At 62.5% G+C, this 26,602-nt stretch carries 19 protein-coding genes and 4 pseudogenes; 12 read left to right on the top strand and 11 right to left on the bottom strand.

Annotated features, from left to right (window positions below; genetic code table 11):
• Positions 1 to 62: 62 nt before the first annotated feature.
• On the top strand, positions 63 to 2,963 hold the full coding sequence (locus QTI04_RS31410) for a toll/interleukin-1 receptor domain-containing protein (RefSeq protein ID WP_286619106.1): 2,901 nt from the start codon (positions 63 to 65) through the stop codon (positions 2,961 to 2,963).
• A 223-nt stretch (positions 2,964 to 3,186) separates the two neighbouring features.
• Here the strand turns inward: QTI04_RS31410 and QTI04_RS31405 are convergent.
• The 3 genes and pseudogenes from QTI04_RS31405 to QTI04_RS31395 all read right to left on the bottom strand — a co-directional run.
• Positions 3,187 to 3,333 (bottom strand): annotated as a pseudogene (locus QTI04_RS31405) (transposase domain-containing protein); the annotation flags it as partial.
• Between the two features lie 93 nt (positions 3,334 to 3,426).
• Entirely contained in the window at positions 3,427 to 4,524 is a 1,098-nt protein-coding gene (locus tag QTI04_RS31400) for an integrase core domain-containing protein (RefSeq protein ID WP_286619105.1), read from the bottom strand.
• 4 nt (positions 4,525 to 4,528) lie between these two features.
• Entirely contained in the window at positions 4,529 to 4,765 is a 237-nt protein-coding gene (locus QTI04_RS31395) for a hypothetical protein (protein WP_286619104.1), read from the bottom strand.
• A gap of 82 nt (positions 4,766 to 4,847) precedes the next feature.
• Between QTI04_RS31395 and QTI04_RS31390 the strand changes: the two genes are divergently transcribed.
• The gene (locus QTI04_RS31390) at positions 4,848 to 7,235 is read left to right on the top strand and encodes a M6 family metalloprotease domain-containing protein (RefSeq protein ID WP_286619102.1); all 2,388 of its coding nucleotides are present in this window, start codon (positions 4,848 to 4,850) and stop codon (positions 7,233 to 7,235) included.
• Positions 7,236 to 7,617: 382 nt separating this feature from the next.
• Positions 7,618 to 8,298, top strand: a complete 681-nt coding sequence (locus QTI04_RS31385; RefSeq protein WP_286619101.1) for a hypothetical protein — start codon at positions 7,618 to 7,620, stop codon at positions 8,296 to 8,298.
• A gap of 18 nt (positions 8,299 to 8,316) precedes the next feature.
• Here the strand turns inward: QTI04_RS31385 and QTI04_RS31380 are convergent, their stop codons facing one another.
• Positions 8,317 to 10,080, bottom strand: coding sequence for a DUF1353 domain-containing protein (locus QTI04_RS31380; protein ID WP_286619100.1), 1,764 nt, complete (start codon positions 10,078 to 10,080; stop codon positions 8,317 to 8,319).
• A 135-nt stretch (positions 10,081 to 10,215) separates the two neighbouring features.
• Between QTI04_RS31380 and QTI04_RS31375 the strand changes: the two genes are divergently transcribed.
• From QTI04_RS31375 to QTI04_RS31350, 6 genes and pseudogenes are all read left to right on the top strand, one after another.
• Entirely contained in the window at positions 10,216 to 11,427 is a 1,212-nt protein-coding gene (locus QTI04_RS31375) for a serine protease (protein WP_286619099.1), read from the top strand.
• A 393-nt stretch (positions 11,428 to 11,820) separates the two neighbouring features.
• A complete protein-coding gene (locus tag QTI04_RS31370; RefSeq protein WP_286619098.1) occupies positions 11,821 to 12,561 on the top strand; it encodes an IS6 family transposase in 741 nt (246 codons plus the stop codon).
• Positions 12,562 to 12,699: 138 nt separating this feature from the next.
• Positions 12,700 to 12,984 (top strand): annotated as a pseudogene (locus tag QTI04_RS31365) (ISKra4 family transposase); the annotation flags it as partial.
• Between the two features lie 375 nt (positions 12,985 to 13,359).
• Positions 13,360 to 14,886, top strand: coding sequence for a CHASE2 domain-containing protein (locus QTI04_RS31360; protein ID WP_286619097.1), 1,527 nt, complete (start codon positions 13,360 to 13,362; stop codon positions 14,884 to 14,886).
• A 2-nt stretch (positions 14,887 to 14,888) separates the two neighbouring features.
• On the top strand, positions 14,889 to 15,680 hold the full coding sequence (locus QTI04_RS31355; protein WP_286619095.1) for a hypothetical protein: 792 nt from the start codon (positions 14,889 to 14,891) through the stop codon (positions 15,678 to 15,680).
• A complete protein-coding gene (locus QTI04_RS31350) occupies positions 15,680 to 16,966 on the top strand; it encodes a M48 family metalloprotease (RefSeq protein WP_286619094.1) in 1,287 nt (428 codons plus the stop codon). The genes QTI04_RS31355 and QTI04_RS31350 overlap by 1 nt, the downstream gene beginning before the upstream one ends.
• A 401-nt stretch (positions 16,967 to 17,367) precedes the next feature.
• On the opposite strand, the gene QTI04_RS31345 is transcribed toward QTI04_RS31350, so the two are convergent.
• The 4 genes from QTI04_RS31345 to QTI04_RS31330 form a co-directional block, all read right to left on the bottom strand.
• Positions 17,368 to 18,072 carry an IS6 family transposase gene (locus QTI04_RS31345; protein ID WP_286619141.1) on the bottom strand — a complete coding sequence of 235 codons (705 nt, stop codon included), beginning with the start codon at positions 18,070 to 18,072 and terminating at the stop codon, positions 17,368 to 17,370.
• The gene (locus tag QTI04_RS31340) at positions 18,053 to 19,552 is read right to left on the bottom strand and encodes an IS66 family transposase (protein WP_286619140.1); all 1,500 of its coding nucleotides are present in this window, start codon (positions 19,550 to 19,552) and stop codon (positions 18,053 to 18,055) included. The genes QTI04_RS31345 and QTI04_RS31340 overlap by 20 nt, the downstream gene beginning before the upstream one ends.
• A gap of 85 nt (positions 19,553 to 19,637) precedes the next feature.
• Entirely contained in the window at positions 19,638 to 19,970 is a 333-nt protein-coding gene (gene tnpB, locus QTI04_RS31335; RefSeq protein WP_286528741.1) for an IS66 family insertion sequence element accessory protein TnpB, read from the bottom strand.
• The gene (locus QTI04_RS31330; protein ID WP_286619093.1) at positions 19,967 to 20,356 is read right to left on the bottom strand and encodes a transposase; all 390 of its coding nucleotides are present in this window, start codon (positions 20,354 to 20,356) and stop codon (positions 19,967 to 19,969) included. The genes tnpB and QTI04_RS31330 overlap by 4 nt, the downstream gene beginning before the upstream one ends.
• 372 nt (positions 20,357 to 20,728) lie before the next feature.
• On the opposite strand from QTI04_RS31330, the gene QTI04_RS31325 reads away from it, so the two are divergent.
• Positions 20,729 to 22,195: a toll/interleukin-1 receptor domain-containing protein gene (locus QTI04_RS31325; protein ID WP_286619092.1), complete on the top strand. Its 1,467-nt coding sequence runs from the start codon at positions 20,729 to 20,731 to the stop codon at positions 22,193 to 22,195.
• A gap of 1,156 nt (positions 22,196 to 23,351) precedes the next feature.
• Positions 23,352 to 23,453: pseudogene (locus tag QTI04_RS31320) on the top strand (IS6 family transposase); the annotation flags it as partial.
• Positions 23,454 to 23,521: 68 nt separating this feature from the next.
• Here the strand turns inward: QTI04_RS31320 and QTI04_RS31315 are convergent.
• The 3 genes and pseudogenes from QTI04_RS31315 to QTI04_RS31305 form a co-directional block, all read right to left on the bottom strand.
• On the bottom strand, positions 23,522 to 23,713 hold the full coding sequence (locus QTI04_RS31315; protein WP_286619091.1) for a hypothetical protein: 192 nt from the start codon (positions 23,711 to 23,713) through the stop codon (positions 23,522 to 23,524).
• A 51-nt stretch (positions 23,714 to 23,764) separates the two neighbouring features.
• Positions 23,765 to 24,505 (bottom strand): transposase family protein, encoded by a 741-nt coding sequence (locus tag QTI04_RS31310; RefSeq protein ID WP_286619089.1) that lies wholly within the window; start codon positions 24,503 to 24,505, stop codon positions 23,765 to 23,767.
• 47 nt (positions 24,506 to 24,552) lie between these two features.
• Positions 24,553 to 24,783, bottom strand: a pseudogene (locus QTI04_RS31305) (IS6 family transposase); the annotation flags it as partial.
• A 483-nt stretch (positions 24,784 to 25,266) separates the two neighbouring features.
• Between QTI04_RS31305 and QTI04_RS31300 the strand changes: the two are divergent.
• A complete protein-coding gene (locus QTI04_RS31300) occupies positions 25,267 to 26,367 on the top strand; it encodes a tachylectin-related carbohydrate-binding protein (protein ID WP_286619088.1) in 1,101 nt (366 codons plus the stop codon).
• Positions 26,368 to 26,602: the final 235 nt, after the last annotated feature.

Below are 26,602 nucleotides of genomic sequence, written 5' to 3'. Positions count from 1 at the left end.
CGCCACGACAAGCGCGGTTGTAGTCTTTCGCCCTAAAGCCAGTTGAAAGAACCGAGATGGTCGTGGAGGCAGATCAGAACGCAGCGGTTGCAGCGGCTGTGCCAGCCCCTGCCGGGACGCGGGTCTTCATTTCCTATGCGCGATGCGATCAATCCTTCGTCCGAACCCTCGATGACGCCCTCAGGGGCGAAGGCTACGAGACTTGGGTCGACTGGAAGGGCATCCCGCCGACATCCGAGTTCATGAAGGAGATCTGCGCCGCCATCGAATCCGCCCACTCATTCGTCTTCGTCATAACCCCCGAATCGGCAGCTTCGGAGATCTGCGCCATGGAGCTCGCGCACGCGGTCGAACACCACAAGCGCCTGGTTCCCCTGATCCATCGCGAAGCGGGATCCGCAGTGTCGCAGGAGTTGAAGAAGCTCCACTGGGTTTCCTTCCGAGCCGCAGACGACTTCCCGAACGCGATGCGGTTGCTAGTCCATGCGATCCGGACAGACCTGAAGCATGTCGGGGATCACACGCGGCTCGATGTGCGCGCAAGCGACTGGGGGGCCCATGGCCGTGAGCCCAGCCTGCTGCTCCGTGGAGCAGACCTCCGTGCGGCAGAGCAGTGGATCGGGGCCGCTGCCGAGAAGGATCCGCGCCCGAGCCCGCTGCAGATGCAGTTTGTCAAGGAGAGCCGTCACAGGCAGCAGAAGCAACGGCGCTGGATACTTGGTGCATCCGCAGCCGCCGGAATTGTCGGGGTTGTACTCGGCACGTACGCATGGTTTGGCAACACCGAGGCGTTGGCCCGCGAACTTGCCGCGCAGGGCCTCGAGCAGTTGTCGGCAGATCCGGAACTGGGCCTGCGCCTTGCCATCGAAGCCGCCAGGCTGTCCCTATCCCCCCAGACCGAAGACACGCTGCGGCGCGCATTGACCCAGTCTCGTGTGCACCGGACACTGCCCTCGCATGGAGGATTCGTCACCGGCGCCGCCCTGAGTAGCGATGGAAGGTTGGCCGTCAGCGCCAGTCTCGACGGCAAGGCGCGGGTGTGGGATGTGCCATCCGGCCGCCGTGTGACGGAGTTCAGCGAGCACGCCGGCGGACTCCACGGCGCAGTGTTCGATTCATCCGCCAAGAGCGTGTTGACATGGGGCAGGGACGGCACCGCCCGCATCTGGAATGCCGAAACCGGCAAGGCCCTGGTCACGATCAAGGCGCATGCCGGGCCGGTAACCGTGGCGCGGTTCAGTCCGGACGGCACACGTCTCGTGACGGCCGGAGAAGACCAAAAGGCCCGGCTGTGGGACGCGACGAACGGCGCGCTCCTCCAGACTTTCGAGGGGCACACAGGCGCGGTGACTGGTGCCACCTTCAGTCCGGATGGAAGCCTCGTCGTGACGGCGGGCAGGGACAAGGAGGCGCGGATCTGGAACGTGTCAACCGGGGCGTCCCTCGTACGGCTGCAGGGTCACACCGACTGGCTCACCAGTGCAAGCTTCAGTCCGGACGGCAAGTCAATCCTGACGAGCAGTGTGGACCGCGCGGCCAAGGTGTGGAGCGCGAGCGACGGGAAGCTTCGCGCGGACCTCCGCGGACACGCGCGTGCCGTCAACCAGGCCGTCTTCAGTCCGGACGGGCGAGCCGTGTTGACGGCCAGCTCCGACGAGACGGCCATCCTCTGGAACGCGGACTCGGGCGCGCTCGTTACCTCGTTGAAGGGACACACGGGCCTGGTCAATCGCGCGATGTTCAACGGCGGCGGGGCACAGGTCATCACCGTCGGCGCGGAGGGGCTGGTGATCGTATGGTCGACGTCGAGCGGAACGCCGCTCTACACCCTGCGCGGCCACAAGAGCCCGATCGGCGCGCTCGGCGCCAGCGCCGACGGCCGCTGGATCATCACCGGAGGCACCGATGCCGTGACCAAGGTGTGGGATCTTGGCGCGCCCGTCGCAGAACTGAGGGGTCACGCGGATACGGTGAACAGCGCCGCGTTCAGCCAGGATGGGCGTTACGTAGCCACTGCAAGCAAAGACGGCACGGCGCGCACCTGGGAAGCTGGCAGCGGCCGCAGCGTGCGGGTGTTCAATGGCCATTCGGAACCGCTCAACAGCGCCGCCTTCAGTCCGGATGGCGCAAGACTCGTGACCGCCAGTTGGGAAAACTCTGCCCTTGTGTGGGATGCCGACTCCGGTGAGCCGACGACCCGGCTGCGCGGTCACAGCAAGTTCCTCACCACGGCCGCGTTCAGTCCCAACGGGCAGCGAATAGTGACGGCCAGCGGCGATCACACGGCAAGAGTCTGGGATGCGCGCACCGGCACTGAACAGCTTGTCCTCCGGGGCCACCAGGATCAGCTCAACAGCGCCGCCTTCAGCCCAGATGGAAAGCGAGTTGTCACCGCTGCGGGCGGCAGCGGCGGCGATTCGACTGCCATCTTGTGGGATGGCTCGACCGGTCAGATTCTGTATCGACTGGCCGGACATGAAGAAGCCGTCTACAGTGCCGAATTCAATCGACTCGGAACGCTCGTCGTCACCGCGAGCATCGACAGGACGGCGCGGCTCTGGGATGCCGCGAGCGGCCGGCTCATCGGCACGCTCCGGCACGACGAAATGGTGAATTGCGCAACCTTCGACGAGAGCGGCGCGTTCGTGGCAACCGGAAGCGCGGATCGAATCGTCCGCGTGTGGGACGTCGCCACGCAGCGTGTTATCCATGCGTTGCCGCCGCAGGCGACCAGCGTCTCCCACGTTTCTTTTGCTCCGGGCGGACTGCGCATCGCCGTCAGCAGCGAGGACACGGTCGCACGCCTTTATCCATGCAATGTGTGCGTGGCCGGCGGTGACCTCCTGCAACTAGCGCGGGACCGAGACAAGCTGACGCGGGAACTCAGCGCTTCAGAGCGCCAGCATTACTTGCCCACCGGGCTCGTTACGTTGTTTCGGCGTATCTGGGCTTCGTCGGGCTGAGCGGGCTACTGGCGGCTTCGTAGACACCGATCCGAGCTTTTTGAGGTCTCTCGAACTGTAGGGGACTGGACACGGCCGAGTGTCGAACGAAGTGACAGTCGGATGCGGTCGTCACGGCGGGCCTTGGTTTCACTCAATCAGGACATCGGCGCGCAACAGCAGTAAGCGGCTGGCCGTCCCATAGTTGACCGGCGGACGGCTGGCCGAGGACGCGGCCGCGCGCTCAGCGTGCGGGTTGCCAGTAGTGGGGAAGCAGTTCGTCGATGCGGCTGTTCAGTTGCGTGGGCAGCCTGGTCAGGACCTCGTTGAGGTAAGCCCACGGGTCGTGCCCGTGGAGCTTGGCCGACTGGACCAGGCTCATCACGATGGCTGTGCTCCGCAAAATCTCGTCTGCTGACGCGGGATACTGACCTTGAACGGTTGATTAGGAAAAGCGAACGGCTCGGCGGCCAGCCGAGGTCTGCTACAGGGACGATGTTGTCGGCACCACCGAATACTCGTGGTGCAATCCGCCCAGCACGGGCCTTGCGCCCACGAACACACCCGGCATCCATCGATGCCGAGATTCAGCTTTCGGTCGCCGCGCCGAGCCACGAGGAGGGCCCGGCACGCCCGGGCACAGCGCGCTGTGAGGGCGTCTACCGTTGTAGTGCGCGACCCACTCGTGAAGGATCGAACGCAGGTGCGCTTCCGATAGCGGGATCATCCATTCCAGGCACTCGCGGCGAATCGTGCCGATGACCCGTTCACAGATCGCGTTCGCCTTCGGGCTTCTGAAAGGCGAGCGCAGGACGGCGAGACCCAACGCCCGCATCGAATCGTCCAGGTGCCTCGCGAAGATGCTGTCCCGATCATGGATCAGATACCGGTGCTCATCAGTGTGCGCTACTACCTCCCTCATCTGCTGCAGCGTCCAGGCCGCGCTCGGATGCGCGGTGACGTTCACGTGCATCAGTCGGCGGCTGTTGTGCTCGATGACGACGAACACGTAGAGCAGTCGAAACGTCGCGGTGACGGTCACGAAGAAGTCGCACGCCAGAATCGCCTTCGCGTGGTTCCTCAGGAATGTCGACCAGCGTTGATCACCGCGAGGCTGACCTGGAGGTCGCTTGGGCAGGTACTTGCGGACCGTGCGCGGCGAGACTCGCACGCCCAGCTTGAGCAGCAACTCGTTGGCAATGCGCTCTTCGCCCCACAGGGGGTTCTCCTGTCCCATCCGCCGAATCAGCAGGCATAGTTCCCCAGGGATCGGCGGCCGACCCGGCCGCGACTTCTTCCGCCACAAGAGCCTCCATCCAGCACGATGCCAGCGCACGATGGTGGCCGGTTTCAAGACCACCACCGCGTTGCGCCAGTCGAACAGACGCGTCAGGACGGCCAGGCTGACTCGGGTTGCGGGATCCACGCGTCGAGGCTGGATACCCCGCTCGACGAACATGGCCAGTTGGCGACGCAGCACAAGATTCTCGGCGCGGACAGACCCATCCGAGCGCGCCAGCAGCACCAGCCACCGCAACGCGTCTTCAATCAGCCGGAGCACGATCTGCACGAGCATCGCCATGGCGTCATCGTGCCACGGTGCTCGGTCCGAGCCAACCATCTACCGGTGAGACGACGACCGGGATTTTTGCGGACCACAGGTCGTCGCGGAAGCGCTCGCATACCGCGGAAACGTCGTCCTTGCTCAGGCTGAAGAACTGGTGGACATCGAGTTCGGACATCCTGGAGGGAAGCGTCTCCGCGCCAATGAAGCGTTGGGCAAACCACACGGCAGGATCCTCCGCAGGGATGGGGGCGGCCAATCTACTCCTTCGGCGCGCGTTGTGGATCCGGGTCCGGATCGGCCATCCGAACATGCGGCCTTCCCCCCACTTCGAGTTCTCGGTGCGTGACCTGCGTATCGATCGACTCATCAAAACGAGCGATGCTGCAGTCTGCTCTATTGCCTATGCTGAGTGCCGCGGTGCGGCCTGCACGCCGTGTGCTCGCTGGGCGACTGCCATGGGAGACGCAGCCATGTCCGTTCAATTTCAGGATCGTCCGTTCACACTGACCCAACCTGATGGCAGCAAACTGTCCGTGCGCGGCAGTGGGAATCAGTTCCGCGCCACATTCGAGACCCTCGATGGCAAACCGGTGATGCTAAATCCGCAAACAGGCTGGTACGGGCCGGTGGTGCCCCAGCCAGCGGGGCTCGCCGCTGCGGCTGGCCCGGCCTTGGCCGAAGCCGGCCTCTTTGTGCAGAGGTCCCCGCTTCGGCGCGAGCCCCCCAGCAGCCCGCTGGCACGCCGCTGCGATCAGCGCCGCGCCGAGCGCCAGCAGGAGATGCGCTCGCTGCGCGCGCTGGGCGCGGCGGGTGGCCCGTTGCTGGCTCCGCCGCAGCGCCAGACGGTGGGTGACTTTGTGGGCCTGTGCCTGCTAATCGACTTCGTCGACGAGCCGGCGACGATCCCACGCGAGGAGGTCGAACGCTTCTGCAACTTGCCGGGCTACAACGGCTTTGGCAACCAAGGCTCGGTGCGGGATTTCTTCATGGACAACTCCGTGGGCCGCTGTCGGTACACCAACGTCGTGGCGCCGTACTACCGCGCCAAAAAGCCGATTGGCTACTACACCGACGAATCCATCGAGATGCCGATCCGAGCCTGGGAGTTGATCGGCGAAGCGCTGGCGCATCACAAGGCTGCGGGCTTCGATTTCACCCCGCTCACGGCCGATTCGCAAGGTTTCGTCTATGCAATGAACGTGTTCTACGCCGGCGAGGTGCGCAACAGCTGGGCACAAGGACTCTGGCCGCATGCGCATCGGCTGGAAAGCGTGGTGCCGCTGATGCCCGGCAAGGGCGCGTTCGACTACCAATTCACCGCGATGACGAGCGAACTGACGCTTGGCACGTTTTGCCACGAGAACGGCCACATGCTTTGCGACTATCCCGATCTCTACGACGACGAACAGAACGCGCAGTCCAGCGGCGTGGGTATGTATTGTCTGATGTGCGCCGGCAATTTCGATGAGAAGAACCCCACGACGATCAGCGCGTATCTGAAACGCCTGTCGGGCTGGGCGAATCAGGTGATCCCGCTCGAGCATGACCAGGTGGTCGAGTTGAAGGCGGGCAGCAACGACATGGCCATCCATAGCCGTAGCGGTCGCGAATACTTCCTGGTCGAGAACCGCCAGCGCAGCGGGCGCGACGGTTCCCTGGGCGACAGCGGCTTGGCAATCTGGCACGTGGATGAAACCGGAGACAACAGTCAGGAGCAGATGACGCCTGCTCGCCACTACGAGCTGTCGCTCGAACAAGCCGATGGCCTCTTCCAGCTCGAGCGCTCGCGTGGTCACAGGGGCGATCAGGGTGACCTTTACAAGGGCCCGGCCGCTCGCTTTGCCGACGACACGACGCCCTCCAGCCGGTGGTGGAACGGCGCCGCTTCGAACTTGACCATCGACCAAATCAGCGCCTCGGAGCCCACGATGAGCTTTCGCAGTCTCTTCGGCACCGGCGTAGCGCCCGATCCACTGCGACAGGTCGTGGAGCCCGACTTGGCTATCCCCGACAACGATGCGGCGGGCATCCGCAGCACGATCCAGGTGCAGGAGGACGTGGCCATCGCGTCCATCAAGATCGGCTTGCGCGTTGCACATACCTTCGTGGGCGACCTGCGCGTCACGCTGGAAACGCCCTGGGGCGCAACGGTCGAGCTGCACCCGAAAGGGCTGGGCGGGAATGCGCAGAACCTCGACTTGACCTATGACGAGGCCATGTTGCCGGCGCTCGCCACGCTGCGCGGCCGCAGCAGCCGAGGCACCTGGACTCTGCGCGTACAGGACCTCGGCCCCCGGGATGTCGGCCGCCTGCAGCGCTGGGGGCTGGACCTTGGTGCCCCCGCGGCGCTACCGAACGTGGTGGTGCTGAAGGAGTCCCCCGGCACCGCGATTCCTGACAACTCCGCCGCTGGCATCGTGCGTACGCTGAACAATGCGCAGGCCTTTACGCTCGAGAGTGTTGAAGTGGCCGTGGAGATCGCGCATAGCTGGATCGGCGATCTCGAAGTCGGCCTCATGTCGCCGGCCGGGAGCCAGGTCACCCTTCACGCGCGCGCTGGCGGCTCCGCGCACGATCTCAACGCCACCTACACGGCGGCCACCACGCCGGGGCTGGCCACCCTGGCTGGTCAGCCAGCGGCAGGTGCATGGAAGCTGCGGATAGCCGACCGCGAAGCACAGGACGCCGGCAAGCTCAGCGGCTGGCGATTGACGTTGAAGGCCTGAGTCCTCTCACTCGCAAATCGATCGGCTTCGCATCGAACGCCGCTTGATGACGACTCTCGTCAAGCTTCTCGGCATCCACGATGTGGCCTGCTCGAACTGGACGGGGTGCGCATTCGGACCGGGGAGGGACCGTTTGATTTGGTGGGGTGAGCGGGCGCTGACATGCTTGCCTGGCGATGGCCAGCCCCGGCGGCGACAGAGAATCATCGTCCTGTTTGCCCGGAGATCGGCTATGAAGATCAAACTCAGTCAGGCGGTTTGCAACGGAACGGACGAGTCGGATGCGCAGCCGCTGCTCACCTTGGAACTCGATTCGCAACCGAGCATTGAGGCCCTCGGTCTGAGCTTGGCCAATGGCAAGGTTGTTCCGAAGGAGTTGCCAATGCCTTTGCAAACTATCGCGACCGCGCTCCAGAGGCCGCTCCGCTGTGCGACGGACAAGCTCTCCGCCTTCGAGCTCGTCGTGGACGCCACCAACGGCTTCGTGCCGCTGTGGGAGAAGGGCACGAAGCTGCGCTGGCGCTTCGACGAGGCATCGGTGGACCGGCAGCCGGACCCGAAGGGGACGCGCACCTTGGTGCGCTGCCTGTTGCGCGATGCCATGCGCGAATGGGGCGACGCAGCACCCGTACAGATCGTGGAGAGCGATGCGGTGCACGACTTCACGGTGGCCGTGCGTAAGCGCAATGACTGCGACGAAGCGGGCTGCACCCTGGCCAGCGCCTTCTTCCCCACGAAGCGGCGCGAGGAGATGCTGATCTATCCCTTCCTCTTGAGCCAGACTCTGAAGGAGCAGGTCGCCACGCTGGTCCACGAGTTGGGCCACGTCTTCGGACTGCGCCACTACTTCGCGAACATCAGCGAGACCGATTCACCCTCGGCAGTGTTCGGCGTGCACCGCAAGTTCACGATCATGAACTACGGTGCAGCGAGCGTGCTCACGGACGAGGACCGCAAGGACCTGAAGCGGCTCTACGAGGCCGCTTGGGGCGGCCAGCTCACGAAGATCAACGGCATTCCGGTGCGCTTTGTGAAGGCCTACCACGCCACACACGCCCTGTGACTGCGGCGGCGGGCGCCGTCATTGACCCAGACTCACCGCTCCGGCGGCCTGCAGCGCCCGCAGCATCACCGCCGCGCCGCATTGCTTCGACACCGCGTTGGCATCGAATACGCCGTCCTTCACGTACTTGCCCTTGGTGTAGTGGTTGGAAAAACTCCAGAGATAGGGCGAGTTGATGTTCCGCGCGTGATAGCCGTAGCCGTTGTAGCGCTCCCACCGGTACAGCGCCCGCGAGACGCTCCAATCACCGATGTTCGCGAGCTTCTCGTAGGTGATCGCGTCGATGGCGCTCGTTTCCCAGTCGTTCGGCGGGTTCCACACCGGCGGTCGCCCCTTTGGAACTTGCACCGTGCGGCCGGAGAGCGGGTCGCCGTTATGCAGGTGGCCATGAAAATTGAAGCTTGCTTCCAGCGCGTGAACGACGCCGATGAACCACCACGGTACTTCCGTGGCTGCGCCGACCTTCTCGTAGCGGGGGCGGTACTGCAGCAGCTTTTGCACGTGCCAGGCCACTTCCCCCTTGCGCTCCGGCCGCACCATGCAGGTTGCGAACAGCTTCTCGTACTCGGGCTTGAGCAGCTCGTAGGGCGGCGCGGCCTCCAGTGCACCATCAGGTTGCACCTCGCACAGGGACGCCGAGTAGCGGCGCAGCAGGGCGCCGGCCGCCTGTGCGGCGCTCTCGTCTGCTGCCGCTTCCTGCAGTTGCACCAGCCGCTGGAGCAAGGGCTGGCGAACAGCGGCAGCGGACGCTTCCGCGGAGACGTTGCCGATACTGCTGCGCGCTTCGGCGAGCTGCTCGATCGCATCGGCGTCGAGGCCGCTCGACTGGATCAGCTCAGCATCCTCCTCGAAGCTCGCAGCGTCGAAGGCCTCGACCGGCAGGGGCGCCGATACCGAGGAGGGGACCGCCGCAGACTCGAACCCCGGTGCGGCCACGGCCGGCCCGATGGTCCAGCGCGGCCCGAAGCGGTAGACCGCGTAGTACATCACCTTCGCCTTCATCTCCGAGACGCCGCTGCACAGCATGCCTTCGTAGAAGATGCGGTGCGTGTCCGGCCAGGGCTGCGTCTGCACATCGCAGTAGTGGTCGTGCACGATCGATGCGTCGCGGTACGGGCCTTCGAACGGGCCACCGATCAGGGACCAGAAGACGCGAGGGATCGACGCGCCGTCCACCACCGCGCCTTCGGGCACCGGCCACTCGCGACCGCTTTCCTGCACGTAGCCGAACGGGCGCTTCAGCTGCATGTGGCGGCCGTCGGGGAGCCACTCGGTGACGGGGGCGCCGCCCACGTAGCTGCCCCAGCCGGCCGCCGCCTCGAGCGCAGCCTCCAAGCCGTCGGCGCCGGCCACCCACGGGAGAGCGTTGGGCCGCAGGATCTCGACCAGGTCCTTGCGGCGCGAGATGTTGGCGATGCGAACTCTCGCGCCCTGCTTGTCGGCGATGGCGGGCGTGGTGGTGCCCCGGCCGCCCCCGCCAGCTTCGAGCATCTGCCCGCCGCCCCAGGCCAGCGCCACGTGAGTCACGCTTTCCTCGGACCCGAAAAACACGATGTCTCCCAGCGTGGCCGTGTCCGCCGGCACGGATTGGCTGCGGCCCTTGCGGAAGAAGCGGTAGAGCCCTTCCGCGGGCTGGTCGCCCGGCGGGTCTAGGTTGAGGAGCGACATGGCCCATTGCGCGAAGCCGGAGCAGTCGAATGCGTCCGGTCCGTCCGCGCCCCAGATATAGGGCTTACCCAGTTGGCCTTCGCAGGCCGTGCGCCATGCTTCACGCGTCAACATCGTCCGTCCCCGTCTGATGGAAAAGCAGCAAGGGTAGGGGCCGAACGTCGCGCATGGCATCCCTACTTTGGATGAGGCACTTTTCTCCCGCCTGTGCGAGCTTTAAGCTCTCGCCGCCTGGCGGCAGGAGGAAACATGACACGAGAAATCGGTGGCCAAGACTGGAGTGCCGCGGACGCGTGGCGTCAACGCTTCGGGATGATGAGCGCGAGTGCCCCTTCGTTCGAGTCGGCCCTGGAGTCGAACCAGGAGATCGCCGATGCAGCCGGTGCGCCCGAAGACCGCATCAAACGGGCGCGCGAGGAGATGCGCCGCATCGTGCAGGAGCACTTCGGCGGCGATGCCGCGCTGCTCGCGGCGGTCGACTCGGCGAAGGTGACGAGCGAGCAGGCCATGAATGTTCTGAGAGACGCGCAGCGCGCGCCGACGTCGGCCGAATACGGCTCGTTGGAAGCGATCGTCGCGTTTGACGGAACGCGCCCGTCCTTCCTGGTTCGCGACGGCGACATCGACTTCGAATCCTCCTACTGCACGAGCCCGTGGAAAACCACGCTGAAGCCGCGCCGGGAGCAACTCGCCGCGTTCGCGGCTTGCGTCGGTCGCATTGAAGTCGGGGAGATCGGCATCGGCACCGCCTTCCTCATCTCCCCGACGCTCGCGCTGTCCAACCGCCACGTCGCGCAGGCCATCGCGCAGTTCGGGCCATCGGGGATCACAGTGAAATCCGACGTGTACTTGGATTTCGGCCGCGAACACCAGGGCCGCGAATCGCACGACCGACGCGCGGTGCGCAAGGTGCTCTTTGCAGGTAAGCGCCTGATCGCCCCGCCGATCGACCACGAAAAGCTCGACTTGGCACTGCTCGGAGTCGACGCGTCTTCGAGTTCCGAGCATCGGGACCGGCGTCTCGAATTCGCACCCAGCGTCGCGGAAGTGGACGCAGGCTGGATGGTGGCCACGGTCGGCTACCCTGCGGACTGGCGCCAGTGGGTGCCCACGGAGTTCGTCAACGAGTACGGGGAACTGATCGCCAAGCTACTCGAGGGCGAGAAGGGCACCAAGCGCTTCGCGCCAGGGCAGAGCGGCGGCATGCTAGCCGAAACGGCGAATGCGACCGGGCCGCGCAGCGCCATGCATGACGCGACCACCATCAACGGCAATTCCGGCTCCCCTCTCGCCATCATCGACGGCGCCGCGCCGCTGCAGGCCGTGGGCCTGCATTACGGCGGCCAGTGGGCCGGCCAGCGGGCGAACTGGGCGCACGTGTTGGCGGCGTGCGCGAATGCGGAGGTGACCGGTGGCGTCGACCTGCGCACGGCACTTAAGCAGCACGACATCACGTTGTGAACGACGTCGTGAACAGCGCCGTGATGGCGCCACTCGCGCTACAGATCACGGGTGACTGGCCAAGGGTGGTGCAGGTGTGGGAGGAGTTCCGCACCCAGCGCGGTTACTACCTTCGCGCAGAGGTCAGCGCCGACCCGCAGGATTTCCTTAAGCAGGCACTTTGGCAGGCCCATGGCGGCGGCCACCTGCGCGCATTGCTCCTACGGCTGCACGAAGCGGGGCTCACCGGGCCGGGAATGTCGGTCGCGGCCGCGCCCTTCGTGACGGCTGGCTTCCAACTGCAGTCGTACGTCAACGGGGCCTGGGAGCCGCAGGACGCCCTCATCACCGGGCGGCGCTACATCCAGGCCTGCGAACGGCTTTGTCACGTTGGCGATGACGTAAGCTTGATCGATGCAAAAGACGACGAGATCGCTCTATCACGGGCACCGGTTTCCAGCGGTGGTGATCAGCCAGGCAGTGCGCTGGTATTTTCGATTTCAACTCAGTCTGCGCGACATCGAAGAGCTTCTGTTCGAGCGCGGCGTGGTCGTCAGCTACGAGACAATCCGGCGCTGGTGCGACAAATTCGGCGCGAGCTTTGCGCATGGCGCCAAGGGCGCACGCCGCAAGCCGGGATCGACCTGGCACCTCGACGAGATGTTCGTGACGTTGCGCGGTGAACCCTACCTACTGTGGCGCGCCGTCGATCAGCATGGCGCCGAGCTCGACGTGCTGGTGCAGAAGCGCCGCGACAAGGTCGCAGCCAAACGCTTCTTCAAGCGTGTGCTCGCCGCCTGCCCAGAGGCGCCGCGCAAGATTGTCACCGACCAGTTGCGCAGCTATCCAGCTGCCAAGGCAGAGATCCCTGAGCTTGCGACCGTGCGGCACGTGTTCGTGAAGGCCTGTGCGCGCGTGAACAACCGCGCCGAGAACAGCCATCAACCCACCCGTGAGCGTGAGCGGCGCGTGCGAGGCTTTCGCCGGCCCGAGCGCGCGCAGGCTTTCCTCTCGAGCTTCGGTCCCATCCGCCAGCACTTCGCTCTCAAGCGCCATTTGCTGCGCGCCTCGCTCTACCGCAAACAACTGGCCTCACGCTTTGATGCATGGTGCCTTTTCACCGGCAGCGCCCAAGATCCGTCCGCCACCTTCTGAGCCTTTAATCCCCCTGCCGGCTTTGCGACCTGTCATCGCCAACGTGACAAAGCCCTGGAAACCGGTGCCCGTGATAGAGCGATCTCGTCGTCTTTTGCATCGATCAAGCTTACGTCATCGCCAACGTGACAAAGCCCGCTGGATGAATTCGCGACCTACGTCGACAACAATGCCGGCGCCATCGTCAACTACGGGGAGAGGTACCGGTGCGGGGAACGGATCTCCACCGGCTTTGTCGAGTCCGCGGTCAACCAGGTGATCTCCAAGCGGTTCGTGAAAAAGCAGCAGATGCGCCGGACGCCGCGCGGAGCGCATCTGCTGCTCCAGGTTCGTACCCAGGTCCTCAATGACGAGCTACGCGCGTCCTTCGAGAGGTGGTATCCGGGTTTCGGAGCTCAGGATCAGGCGCCGCTCGCGGCGTAGGCCGTGGAGCAAGGATGCTGCATTGCACACCCCCGGGAATGTGATGCTCTCCATGTAGCTCTACACGCCTCGGCGTGCAACCTACGATGTTGGAGACCGGCCGTCTACCTCTGGGCGGCGACCATCATGCCTAGATCAGTAAGGCCGTTGAGCGACCCTCAGGGCTCGGCTGGTTTGATCAAGAAACTTACGCGGGGCGCGGCTTGCGATACAGCGGACATCGTCCGCGCTTCGGGAGGTGGTCTCTTGTTGAGCCCGCTGCGCGGCTTCCTCCGCCAATGTGGGGATGCGCCCACTTCGCGCTTCACCTAATCTGCCGCACTAGTGAGCCCGTCGATCGGGTGAGGCATGGGTCGATCAAGTTAGGAGGCGCGTTTGGAAACGAAAGGCTTAGGCCAAACGCTGCATACGACGGCGCTCTACATTGGGGCGCTATTTCGGCACGGCCTTATTTACCTTCCACTAATCATCTTCCTGGCATCGTTCACTGTGTTGCTGGAAAGGTGGCATGTCTTCAGAACTTTCGACGATGGTGTGCTCGCGGTCGTGGCATCTATCAAGGGGCCGACGAGCACCGACGTGGCTCATCCCGATCTCGTCACAGTCCTCATCTCGCGCAAGATGTTCGAGACTGAACTCGGGCGCCGCCTGCCCATAGACAAGGTGAAGCTCGCACGAGTCACAGAGGCCTTGGCGGAACTGGACCCGAAGGTGATCGCAGTGGATATCGACGCAATCCCCCGCGAGAGCGACGAGAAGGACGTGCTCCTGCAACCCATCTTCCAGATCATCGCGCCCCTGCTCCAGAACGGCATCTCGGTAGTGGTTGTCTCCTATCCACGACCGGCGGACGAGGAGGCGAGCGGGCGGGCTTGGCGGCAACTGATTTGCGAGGCGTCATCAAGGCTTGTGACAAATAGAGAAGGAAGGAAGCCTGCAAAGCTGTGGTGGGCCTCGACATGGCTTGACGTGGAAGGCCGCGGTCTGAGTGTGATCCGATATCACGACCCAAAAGACGCACCGAAAGTGTTGCGGGCTGACGCCTCACTTCTCCTTCCGCTCGGAATGGTCTTGTCCGCTGCGGCCGGAATCGCGGGTCCGCATCAGAAAAAATTGGAGAGCGTTGCCGACTATTGTGCCGCGAGCAAGAAGACGTCCGAAAACCCAACAACGCTTTTGCAGACACCCGATCCCACTCTCTTCATCAACTACTTCGGAAACATCCCGGCGGAGATAGAGATTGAATCGAGCGACGCGCTTCGACTCACCGGCAATGCCTTGAAGGACAAGGCGATCGTGCTCGGCGTCAGGAGCTTTGAAGGTGTCGACGAGCATGTGACGCCCCTCGGTCGGCTCGCCGGTGCCACCCTGCATGCCCTGGTCGCGGCGAGCATTGCCCGTCCGTTGGCCGAGGGGCATCTATCCTTCGTGGTGGACGTGGCCTCCGGCTACGCATTCATGTTGCTGTTCCTCTCGTTGCACGACTTCCGCGGCCTGGTGGAGTTCCATTGGCCGGAAGCTAGAAGCTTGAACGGACTGCTGTGCGGGATGACGCCGCTTCTTGCCTTGCTTGCAGTCGCGATCACACTGCTCGCATTTGCACCCACCGTCGCAGCAGCGGGGCTTTGGCTCAATCCACTGCCCATGTTGATCGGGTTGCTAGTGCATTTGTATGTCGAGATTGCTCCGCATCCGAAAGTCAAGCCGGAACGCCCCTATTCGCTTGTCGCGATGGCCAAAAACTGGAAACGACGAGTCTGCACCACTGCGGGCCAATGGAGGCGGTTGGGTGCCCTCCCGATGGCGGTCCGCGCCGACGTTCTCACTTGGACAATCATGCAATCGGCCATGTTCCTGACGGTTGTCAGCGCTCTGCGCATTCTCCTTCTTCCTGGAGCTTAAGTATGTACACGCGTAGCGCATTGGTTCTGCTCGCCGCGTTCTGCGGCAGCTCAATTAGCAGCGCCGCGGTGGAGTGCCGCGTCGTTTGCGCAGGCCCGGATGCCTGCCTCGCCCCTGCCAAGGACATGGAGACAACCGCGAAAGGTATCTACAAGATCGCAAGCTGCGACTCTGGCGACCGCCGGACACTGTCCGACGCCAGTGTCTGGTACTCGCGCAATTCGATCCCTGTGACGAAAGTGGTCCCAAAGTCTTCAGCGCTTGCCGTGGCAGTGGCAGACGGGGATCAAAGATGCGGGTTCACGGCCTGTCTTTTCAATGTGCGCGGCGGCCAAGTCGCCGGCGCCCATCCAATGGGCCACCACTCGGTGACCCAGACCGACCCGAGGGTAATTGCCGCGGGCTTGCCCTTTGAAGAGATCGTGGTTCCGCCGGAAAGCTTGTCGTTTAAGGTCGCTTCAGCCCCGGGCGCAACTTTCGTCGTGGACGACGCCGCTGGCAAGCGCTACGGCCCTTTTCCACTGGTCGATGGACGCATCGCCGTTCCATCGCAAATCTTTCAGCCGGGTAGCTCATACATCTTTCAATGGACTGCGCCCGGCGGCAGTTTGCAAGGCATCTTCAAGGTGGCCCGAAACGGTACTGTGCGTCGCGCCATTGCAGCGGCAGACGCCATCGCGCCGCCCAACTCCTTGTCGGCGAACAGGAAGCTCGCGCTCGCCAGTGCTTATCTGGAGACCGGCTTGCGGTGGAACGCCCTCCTATTGTTTGGCGAGATCGAAAGGGGTGAGTAATGAAGCTCATTGTTCGAACATGGTCCACCCGTCTGGCAGTGTTGTGTGCCTCACTGGCGCTTTCTGGCTGCCTCGCAACCCAAGGCGTTGTGGTGCCCAAGAAACCAGAGGGCGCGGTCGCGCCCTCGACGCGAACGATATCGACGACTCAAAGCACGACACAATCAACTGCAGCAACTACGGTCGGCGACTCGAGAGTCGGTTCGCCGGAAGCGACCAATATCCGCGCAGAAGTCCAATGCAAGACCCCCGCCGAGAACTACGATTTCAGCGCGACCGTTTTTGCGAAGTTCGGCGCCGAGGGCAAGGCGCGCATCGAAAGGCTCTTGAGCACGAATTTTGCCAGCGCCTCGCTCACGCCGGAAGATCGCGAAATCCTCGCTTACACCGCGAAGGAAATGCTGTGGATTCCGGTGCCCGTCGAAGAGACGATAGGCACTGCGTTGCTCTTGGTATCGAACAAGGAACTGACTGTGCTCTCGAACGAAGGGTCGAACAAGGTCTTCTGGACAAAGACTGTCGCGATGGTGAGTGAGCTGTCCAACGCTGGCCCCCCCAATCCGTTCAAGATTCGATTGATCCTGTTGCAGATGGGTACGCCGGGATCGCTCGCAGGTGGCGTGATATTTATCGACAACGAAACGCTAAAGAGCGTATTTGATGACGATACAGATGGTGCGCAAGAGAAGCTTCGCTTCATCGTGGCGCATGAACTGGCACACATCGCCAAACGTCACCGCGCCAAGCGGATTCAACAACTCCTGGTCGACAGTGATTCCGGGCTAAGGCTGATGCGACAGATCGTCACGCGCGGGCAGGGCGGCGGAGGTGCGTCCACGCCTGCGGCATTCGGCGAATGGATCCAGACCGTCGCAGCCATTCCGCATCTGGCGCAGGACCTGATGAAGCAGCACGAGAAGTACGGGCTGGATCAGGAATATGAAGCGGACGCATGCGCGACCGCGATGATGATGGACGGGAATCTTGGAAATCCGGTTCGAGCTTTCCAGGCGTATCGCAAGGATGCTGCTCAAATCGCAGCGACGGCGCCTGCAACCGGCGCCGTCGGAATGGCGGGCGCAAGCGTCAGGACGCACCCACCCGACGCGCTACGCGAAGCGAACATCGAAAAGCGGATGCGGGCATATCAGGGCACGATGATTGCGAGCCAACCCCTAGCGCCCAAGGTAACGGAAGGCGGCGCCAAGGCACTGAATAGCGCGGCGCCTCCGTTGAGAAGCGGAAGCAGGAAGGGATCTGCAACTTCTCACAAGGCTTCTGAATGACAAAAGAGTTTCAAACGACGATACCTGCGAGTTCTGGAAGAAGAGCCGCCTCAACGCGGCCTGCGACGCCGACGACGTCGTGCGCGTGAAGGGATAGGAGAGCGATTCAAACGGTGGGGGGTAGCCGCTGGCATGCGAATGCGGATCGCGATTGGCCGATCCGAGGTCGAGTTCGCTGGCTGGAAAATGACACGTTGCGCGCCCTTGGAGCTTGGCCATGCAGATCAAAGTCAGTTTGCCATTTCCGGCGGCACTGCCGAGTCGGATGCGATGCCGCTTCTGACGCCGGAGGTCGATGCGCAGCCGAGCATCGTATGCGTACGGCAAACCCATCTTGAATGCGGCGGCTCTGGTGCAAAGTTTCGGGGTAGCCGAGTGACGTCTCCAGAGGGCCGCCCAGGCTATGCCGAAAGCACGGCACTCCAGATCGCGGGCCCAGCTTGGCCCCGAACATGCAGCCGACCGAGATTGAATTGAGCCTTGCGAACTCGGTGCAGTAGTTCGACGCCGGCGATCGTCACCGCAGCACGCTCGAAGACCTTGAACCCGAGCATCGGGTTGATGCGTGACTTCACGCCCCGATGGTCTTGCTCGATCATGTTGTTGAGGTACTTCGACGATCGCAGCCGAGTGTCTTTCCAGCGTGAGCTTTGCGCGGGCAACTCTCGCACCGCGCGGTGCGAGGCGGCATAGCCATCCAGCGTGATGCTCACTGGAGCTCGGCCTTGCGTCTCCAGCGCCTTGCGAAAGAACGCCTTGGCCGCCTTGACATCGCGATTGGCGCTCAGGCGGAAGTCGACCGTCTTTCCTTCTCGATCGACGGCCCGGTAGAGATAGTTCCATTTGCCGCGGATCTTCACGTAGGTCTCGTCGACGCGCCACGATCGACCGGCCTTGCGAGCGAATCGATTCCAGCGCTTCTCGAACTCCGGCACGAAGCGTTGCACCCAGCGCATGATCGTCGTGTGGGCCAACGCCAGGCCGCGCTCGGCCATCATCTCCACCAGATCGCGCAAGCTCAACTTGAAGCGCAGGTACCAGCGAAGTAAGCGTCCGGCGAACCCGCCTTGACGGCGAGTTCGGGGTTTAGCTGTGCTGCCAGTGATGCGGCAGTAGCTCTTCGATGCGGCTGGCAGGCAGCGTCGGCAGCCGCGTGAGGACGTCGCGGATATAGACGTATGGGTCGTGCCCATTGAGCTTGGCCGAGTGGATCAAGCTCGTCACCGCTGCTGCTCGTTTGCCGGCGCGCAGGGATCCGGCGAACAGCCAGTTTTGTCTGCCCAGTGCGATGGGCCGGATGCGGTTCTCAACCCAATTGTTGTCGATCGGCAGATCACCGTCTTCCAGGAAGCGCGTGAGCGCATCCCAGCGTTTGAGGTTGTAGTCGACTGCCTTGGCGGTCGCGGATCCGTCGGGGATCTTCTGCCGCTGCTGGCGCACCCACTGATGCAACGCATCGGCCACTGGCCTTGATCGTCGTCGTCGAAGTTCGAGCCTGTCGGCACTGTCGGCCCCGGCCACCTCACGCTCGACGTCATACAGCTCGCCGAAGAACTTCAGCGCCTGCTCGCCGACCGGGCTGCCATGGTTGGCCCATAGCTCGTGGAACTTGCGCCGAGCGTGTGCCAGGCAACCAACCTCGGTCACCCCGAGCTCGAAGCAGGCCTTGTAGCCGCTGAAGTCGTCGGTGACGAGCTTGCGCTGCCAGGCAGGCTTGGCGTTCGTGCCGCTGAGCTGGAGGAAGTCACGCACGTGCTGGCCGCCCCGGCTGTCGGCGAAGTCGAACACGACGCCCTGGATCGGGTTGAACTGCGTCGTGCAGTAGCTCCACAGGTACGCCCGATGGGTCCTTCCGATTCCGGGCTTGAGCATCGCCACTGGGGTCTCATCGGCGTGCAGCACGTCGTGTTGCAAGAGTTCTGCCGCCAGCGCGTCCACGAGCGGCTGAAGCTGCATGCCGCATTCACCGACCCACTGCGCCAGCGTCGAGCGGGCGATGACGTGGCCCGCGCGCTCGAAGATCGCTTCCTGTCGGTAAAGCGGCAGGTGGTCAAGGTACTTGGCGACCAGCACCTGCGCGAGCAGGCCGGTGGTTGGCATACCCTTGTCGATCACATGCGCAGGAACCGGGGCCTGGGTGATCTTCTCGCAGCACCTGCACACCCACTTGCCGCGGATGTGGCGCTCCACCGTGAACAGGCCTGGCTGGTAGTCCAGCTTCTCGGCGACGTCCTCACCGATGCGCTGTAGCGGCTCGCCGCATCCGCATGTGGTGTTGTCCGGCTCGTGGTGGATCTCGCGACGCGGCAGGTTTGCCGGCAGCTTCTCGCGCTTGGCCTGTTGCCTCTCAGCGCGCAGCCTTGTTCCCTGCAGCGCTTCTATCTCCGCGGCGACGGCGGCCAGATCGGTGTCCAGCGTCTCCTCGATCAGGCTCTTCTGTTCGGCGTTGTACGCCTCGCTCTTGGCGGCGAACTTCAGCCGCTTGAGGACCGCGTTCTCGTGCGTGAGCTTGTCGATGAGCGACTGCTGGAACGTCAACTGCGCGTCGGCCTTGCGCAGCCTCTCGCGAAGCTCTTGCGGGTTCAGCGTGTCGATGTCGTCGGCGATCACGGACAGTGATCGTGCCGGCAACCATGCCCACGCACCATCCGCAGATACCGCAATGGACGCGCTACAACGTGGTGATCACACCGGCCTCACCGACGAGTTGCCAAGGTAGTCCCAGCACCAACGCATCGAACTGCGGCCGGCTCAACGTGAGCGTTCCGTCGATGTTCTTGGGCCAGGCAAACTTGCCGCTGTTCAGCCGCCGGGCTGCCAGCCACACGCCGATACCGTCGTGCACGAGGACCTTCATGCGGTTGGCGCGCCGGTTCGCAAAGAGGTAGGCGTGATGTGGGCGCGCTGCGCCGAACACCACCACGACGCGGGCCAGCGCCGCCTCGGTGCCGGCGCGCATGTCCAGCGGCTGGACCGCCATCCAGATCGATTCGATCCGGATCAACGCAGGATCTCGCGAAGCCACGCGGCACTCGCCGCGCAAGCACTGCTCGGCCAGTGCACGACCACTGTGGTCGCGCCGCGCTTGAGCTCGATTCGGAGGTCCTGCACCGCAGAGGACTGCGCAGCGCCAAGCTGCACAGCTACGAAGGCTCCGTTGCTCTGATCGCGCGATAGCTCGGCGGTCGCTTCAGGGCCGGGAAGCCCTTGACCCCCTTCGATCATCCAGCGACGCAGCAGGTTCGCGTTGATGCCATTGGCCAACGCCACCGAGGCGATCGATACACCGGGTCGAGCACACGCGGCAACCAGGTTCGCCTTGAATTCATCGCTGTGACGGCGCCTCCGACGGCGCTCTCCCTTCACCGCTGTTGCCTCGATAGTGTTCACGTGTCCGCCAAGAAATAAGTGGAGTAGTGAACACCATGCTCCTAGCCAGAGCGGCGGGAATCAAGACGGGATGGCCGGACGCTTACCCAGCGAACGCAAAGAACGATGATCTCCCGCTCGAAGTGCCGACCTTTGAACAGTTCGTCCATGCCTTGCAGCCTCTGCGCCATTGATCGACCTAAGTTCAGAGGCCACAGCCTACCGGAGGTGCGATTTGCACCAGAGCCGAAATTCGGACACCCCCTGAGCCAGCACAACCCCAAACAAGAGGTTGACCCTTTCCATCGGTTCCCACAGACTCATTTTCCCTGCGGTTGATGCGGTTGAAACGCCTACCGTGCAAGATAAAACCGATGGCTGGAGGGCGATCAGGTGACTAATCCAAATCCCAACACCACCAATACGTTCATCAGCTACGCCCACGAGGACGCCATCATTGCAGAGGAGATTGAACGGCAGTTCAAGGAGTTGGCGGGCAAGGGAAAGGGGAGGGCCCTCTTGGCGGCATTTCTCGACACCAAGAGCATTCCGCCGGGCTTCAAATTTAAGCCGATTATTGACGCTGCGCTCAAACAGACAGATTGGCTTATTGCGGTATTCACCGATCATCAAAGCGTCTATGTCGGCTACGAAATCGGCATCTACAGTTTTGAGAATCCGCACGATGGGATTCCCCTCGACAAAAAGCCCGTTATCTGCCTTCACGATATCGACCAGAACAAGCTACCAGGGGTAGTTGAAGGGTACAACACGACGCTCGTTACCCCGATTGAAACTTACGATGCCAAAAATCCGTTTCCCGCAGGTGAGGATTTCCAGGTATGGTATGAAAGCCCAGTCGGCATATTTCTGCAAACAGTCTGCAATAGCAAGAACCTTTATACCGCAAACGATAATCCAGCCGAATACGCGTCTGATATTGCCAAAGCAGCCAAAGAGATCTGTTACGCTTTCACACTTGCTCGTCGGGAGGAGCCGCTGTGGGAAGCACCCGTTCAGGCAGGACTGGAGATAACAATTTACCCTCCGGCCAATGAGGAATTCAAGCGTATTCCGGAAAACTCCGTCTTAATGGGATCAAGCCGGGCGTTCGACATCCTCGGCCTTCGTTTGCCTCTATCGATTGCTGGCGGCCAGCCGCCGCGTGTCTCTTGGGGGGAGTTGAAAGAGAAGCTGCTACGCCCCCACCGTGCGAACATTCCTTGGATGGATAAATTGGAAATTAATGTCGCTCTTGCGGCAGCCCTGTTGTCGCCGGAACCGGACGACGTTACGCTGAAGGGCAGCGACGACAAAATTTATCGCGCAATTCTTACACGGCACAAGCTGTTCAAAAACGGCATGCGCCGATTCTACGTCTTCCTCGTCGAGACCTTCGATCGCAGATTTGTCGGTGACCAGCAGTCCTCAATGCTCTTGATCGCTCTCACTTTGGCCTCGCGTTGGCGATTCACATTCTTCGAAAAATGGCACGAGACACTGATGAAATTCGATCCTGCGCGCTCCGAAAAGGAGTTCCGGGACGCGTGTACGCAACTCGAGCACAACATGGAGTGGATGGAGCACGAGGGCGTTGAATTGGGTGCCGATAACGAAGACGCAATGGTGGCAGCCTTTGGATTAGAAAACAAGGCGCGTGTGCAACGCTTCTACTCAGACTATTACAAGGTAAAGAACAAATTAGATGGTGAGCTACCAGAAACTTTCGAAGATTTGAAACCGGAGGCGCGCGAAAAAATTCGAGCCGCAATCGTCGAGTTTTTGACCTCTATCAAGGAGGACAACGCCGAATTTCTCAAACTCTGCATCGAAAAATATGCTGAGAAGATGCGGGAGTAGGCGCCTTGGTGAGAGCGCTCGGGGCAAGGCTGTCGCTACAAGGGCTTCCGCTCCTACGCTATAGGTAGTGGATTTGTCGGCTCCCGACGCTACCGGTGGGGGCAGAATCTGCCGACTTTTCTTATTATTGCGATGGAACCGGGCTCGATGTCTTCAATCTGCGAGTACTTCTAGGGGTAGTCGCACTTTCCGTGCAAAAGAGTGCGCAGAGCCACGAGTTTTCATTGGAAATCAATGACTTGCGTGGAATCCGATTCCACGCCTGGCTCGGATTCGTAAGTGCCTGTCGCATAACGATTTTTCGACCTAAAGCGCACCGATCTTCACGGAAAGTACGTCCACCCCAGCGTGGGCTCCGCGCTGGCAGTTCCCGCACCGCGCGATGCGAGGCGGCGTAATCATCCAAGGTGATACTGACCGAGGGCGCCCTTGAGTCTTCAGCGCCGTCCGAAAGAAGGCTTTGGCCGCCTTTGAACTGACGCCAGAAAGTCATTCGATGAGGACTGCCCAAAGCGCCGGAGCTTTTTGGGCTTCGCGCTTCACTGCGCACTACGTCGGTGCCTGCAGCGCGGCGGCGTTGGCCTGCCCTCCGGTAAGGGGGTTGCCCCTCGCCGGGTGGATGCGCAAATTCCGCGACATCCATAGACTGGAGTGCCATGGACGTAGGAGATGATGATGGTGACACGACCTTCAATACCGTTACGCCGATCTCTGCCCTGGGCCACCGTAGCACTTGTCGTCGCCGTCGGCACGCATTCGCCTACGGCCGATGCGCAGGATGCTTGCGCCCACGGTCCAGATAGCTGCGTGCGAGGGTATGTATGGCGAGAAGCCGACGGGCGCGACCACGTCTGCGTCACGCCGGAAATCCGCGCCCAGACGGCGGCAGAGAACAGCGCGGCGCCGACGCGCGTGGATGGTTCCGGTCCCTACGGCCCGAACGGCTGCATGCGAGGCTTCGTCTGGCGGGAAGCGTTCCCAAACGACGTGGTCTGCGTCATACCCGAGTCGCGTGCGCGAGCCGCAAGCGACAATGCGCAGGCGGCTGGGCGTCGGGCCTGCCGCCAGTAGGCGGCCCCGGTGCAAAGTTTGGCTTGCGGGAGGCTACCGGCCTTTTTGTACTGAGGGCGGGTCGATGGCGCAAAGGCTGCAGACCATGAACGAACTGTTCAAAGGTCGGCACTTCGAGCGCGAGATCATCGTTCTGTGCGTTCGCTGGTACCTGCGCTTCAAGTTGAGCCTACGTGACGTGCCGAAGTTCGAGGAGCGATGGAATCGATTCGCGCGCCCGGCCGCCGTGGCTTCGATGTTCTTTGAGCGGCCGCCTTAGACTTCGAGCGGCACAGCCCTGGACTTGCTGAGGCTGCCCAGGACCATCTTCTTCACGCGTTCACTGCGCCAGGCCTTGACCCGGCGTTGCAGGGTACGCAACTGTGCTTTGGCGGCATACGCGTCTGGAATCATCGCTGCCAGCCGATCCATCAATACGCTGGCCTGCACCGACGGCTCGGCAATCAACCAACCTTCGACGAGCGGCCACGCGTCGGCAAACGGGTCTGGTCGATTTCTCTACCAGTGCTTGGCCTTGGGCTGCTTGCGTTGCGTCGGCCGAGCTTCGCCGTCCTTCCACGCCAAGGACAGGCTGGCAAGGAACACGGATACATCCGATGCGCCCCCGGGCACCACTTCGTTGTGCACGCCATGGGCGGCAATATCGCTCAGCGTCTGCTGGGCCAAGCGGATTTCCTGGAGCAGCCGCACCGGGTCGAGCCGTTTGAATTGCGCCGTCAGCTTCTCTTTGACAGCCGGCTCAACACCGCTGTGGGCGACAAGCCGTTCACATGGGGTCGCCGGAGCGAAGTAGACCTTGCGCACGCGAGCGCCGTCGCGCGTCTTTGACTTCAGCTTGAACGAGGGCTGGAAGAAGTTGATGTACAGCCGTGACGACGCGTACAGCTGGGCCAGAGCCTTCGTGGCCTCGGCACCGCTGAGGCGGCCATAGCCGACCAACCGTCGCACGACGGCGCCGTTCTTCTGCTCCACCCAGGCCTGTTCGTTCTTCTTGTAGGCCCGCGAGCGGGTCTGCTCAAGGCCGTGTCCCTTGCAGTAGTCGAAGACGCTCTGGCTCATGAAGGCGCTGTCGTTGTCCGAGTCCACGCCCAGCATTGCGAACGGCAGGTCGGCAGCGACCTTCTCGAATGCTTCGATCACCAGCACCTGGTTCCGTACTCGCATGGCCACGCACTCCGTCCATCCGCTGGCGATGTCGGTCAGCGTGAGCGTGTGGACGAACTCTCCTTCGTTCTTCACGCCACCACAGTGTTCGACGATGTCGATCTTGAAGAATCCCGGTGGAGGCTCATGCCCACCGGTCGCTTGCGTCGTCGAAATGCCGCGGACAGCACCGGCAAGATCTTGATCGCCCAGCAATGAACCGTGGCGTGATCGACGCGCACGCCGCGCTCGGCCATCATCTCCTCGATGCGGCGCAGGCTCAGCGGATAGGCGGCATACCAGTGCACGCAGGTCAGCATCACCTCAAGTGGGTAATGCATCCGCTTGATCACCTTGCGCAATGCCTCAATCATCGCCTTCGTCCCAGTAGTCCGTCTCGCTCCAGCGTAACCGAACGGCCGCAACGCGACAGAACCGCTTGCGCGCGCGCGGCAGCCTCTTGATTGCGTATTTGGCCTTGGTTGCCTTGAAGCGAACGGGGTAGAGTCGCGCGCCCAAGATCCTCATCGGTGGTTTGGCGCGATTGGCGAAGCACTCGAGAAAGGGGCTTCGCTGGCGTAGGCACGATGGCGCGCATTCGATTTCCTAGAGTTCGCGAGTTCGCGGGCGAGGGTTCGTCGATGAAGCGACTGAAGCGGGATTTGGGCTGCTCGGCCGAAGTCCATCCAACGCTCTCGCGGTGCTGAATCTGAGTTCCGGTATCGGCTGACAGCGTGGGAGCGTACGTGCATTCTGACGTCATGGACTCCACAAAAATGAGGTAGCAAACCATTCGAGCGGAGCCTACCCTTTCCGCAAGAGGGCTGCTGAATCAACTTAACAGGAGGTCCGACACCATGAAAGTAACTGCAAAAAGAGCGACGCATCTTCTATTGACGGTCCTCGCCCTGCTCATTTCTTCGATCGCCGCGGCGAACGCAATCTATGCGATACGCCCCGACGGTCAGATGTTCTTCTATCGCTACGCGGGAACGGCAGACGGATCAGACAAATGGGCCATTCAGCAGAGCGTGATCGGATCCGGTTGGCAGGGCTTCAGTCATGTAATTTCCGGCGACAACGGTTCGATCTATGCGATACAGAGCGACGGCCAGATGTTCTTCTACCGATACTCTGGAGCTGCCGACGGATCGCAGAAGTGGGCGGTCCAGCAAAAGTTGATCGGATCTGGGTGGCAGGGCTTCAGTCAGGTCCTCGCCGGTGACAACGGCGCCGTCTATGCCATCAAGCCCGACGGGCAGATGCTGTTCTATCGCTACGCCGGCATGGCCGACGGGTCGAACGTTTGGGCTGTCGAGGGCAAGGCGATTGGAAGCGGATGGCAGGAATTCCGGCACGTCTTTGGTGGCTATAACGGTGCAATTTTTGCCATTCGACCCAATGGCGAAATGCTTTTCTATCGATATGCTGGAATGGCGGACGGCTCATTCAAATGGGCTGTTCAGGGCAAGCCAGTAGGTTCGGGCTGGCAGGCCTTCAGACAGTTCGCAGCCGGCGGTGATGGAGCCATTTATGCGATACAGGCTGATGGGAAGCTGTTGTACTACAGGTTTGCCGGAATGGCCGACGGGTCTCCCAAGTGGGCCGTGCAGCAAAAATCAATCGGGGTCGGCTGGAACTTCGAGCACTTCACGATCGGCGGCGACGTAGCTACGACAGCGACCGCGGCACTGCCAGGCGCTCCACCCAAAGCGACGACTAAAGCGATGTCCAACAAGACTTGCGCCAAATACGCCCAAACGGCGGTATCCGATTTCGCGCAGGGGAGCAAGATGCAGAAGTGTGCGAGGGTGATCACACGAGATCCGGGGCGGTGGCACGATCAATTGGGGCGTCACTATGATTGGTGCGAGACCGCATCTCCAGCCGCGCGACGCTCGGAAGCCGATCAGCGCGACAAATCGCTCCTCGGCTGCGGTGCAAGGGCTATTCTCTGAGGCCAGCGCATTGTTCGAGCATGCGCACGTGTCCTCCGCAGAAATTCCATCCGACTCGATGAAGAGCCCGCAAGGCGTGGGTATGGCACCATCAGGGCATGGTCCTCGTCGTTCGGATCGCATACGGGCTGCTCCAAGACGCCTTGCGGTGGCTGGCGCTGCGGATGCGTTCCGCAGAAGATGTACGGGTCGAGAATCTCTTCCTGCGTCGCCAGCTGGCCCTGTACGTCGAGCG

The organism is Variovorax sp. J22R115 (assembly GCF_030317005.1).
Classification (GTDB): domain Bacteria; phylum Pseudomonadota; class Gammaproteobacteria; order Burkholderiales; family Burkholderiaceae_C; genus Variovorax.
The sequence above is the reverse complement of the archived record's forward strand: the minus strand, read 5'-3'. Positions and strand labels throughout refer to the sequence as shown.

Excerpts from the sequence above, each read along its gene's own strand:
- QTI04_RS31400 (WP_286619105.1), bottom strand. The coding sequence starts at position 4,524 with ATGGCGATGCTCGTGCAGATCGTGCTCCGGCTGATTGAAGACGCGTTG.
- QTI04_RS31385 (WP_286619101.1), top strand. The coding sequence starts at position 7,618 with ATGCCTTTGCAAACTATCGCGACCGCGCTCCAGAGGCCGCTCCGCTGT.
- QTI04_RS31380 (WP_286619100.1), bottom strand. The coding sequence starts at position 10,080 with ATGTTGACGCGTGAAGCATGGCGCACGGCCTGCGAAGGCCAACTGGGT.
- QTI04_RS31375 (WP_286619099.1), top strand. The coding sequence starts at position 10,216 with ATGACACGAGAAATCGGTGGCCAAGACTGGAGTGCCGCGGACGCGTGG.
- QTI04_RS31370 (WP_286619098.1), top strand. The coding sequence starts at position 11,821 with ATGCAAAAGACGACGAGATCGCTCTATCACGGGCACCGGTTTCCAGCG.
- QTI04_RS31355 (WP_286619095.1), top strand. The coding sequence starts at position 14,889 with ATGTACACGCGTAGCGCATTGGTTCTGCTCGCCGCGTTCTGCGGCAGC.
- QTI04_RS31350 (WP_286619094.1), top strand. The coding sequence starts at position 15,680 with ATGAAGCTCATTGTTCGAACATGGTCCACCCGTCTGGCAGTGTTGTGT.
- QTI04_RS31300 (WP_286619088.1), top strand. The coding sequence starts at position 25,267 with ATGAAAGTAACTGCAAAAAGAGCGACGCATCTTCTATTGACGGTCCTC.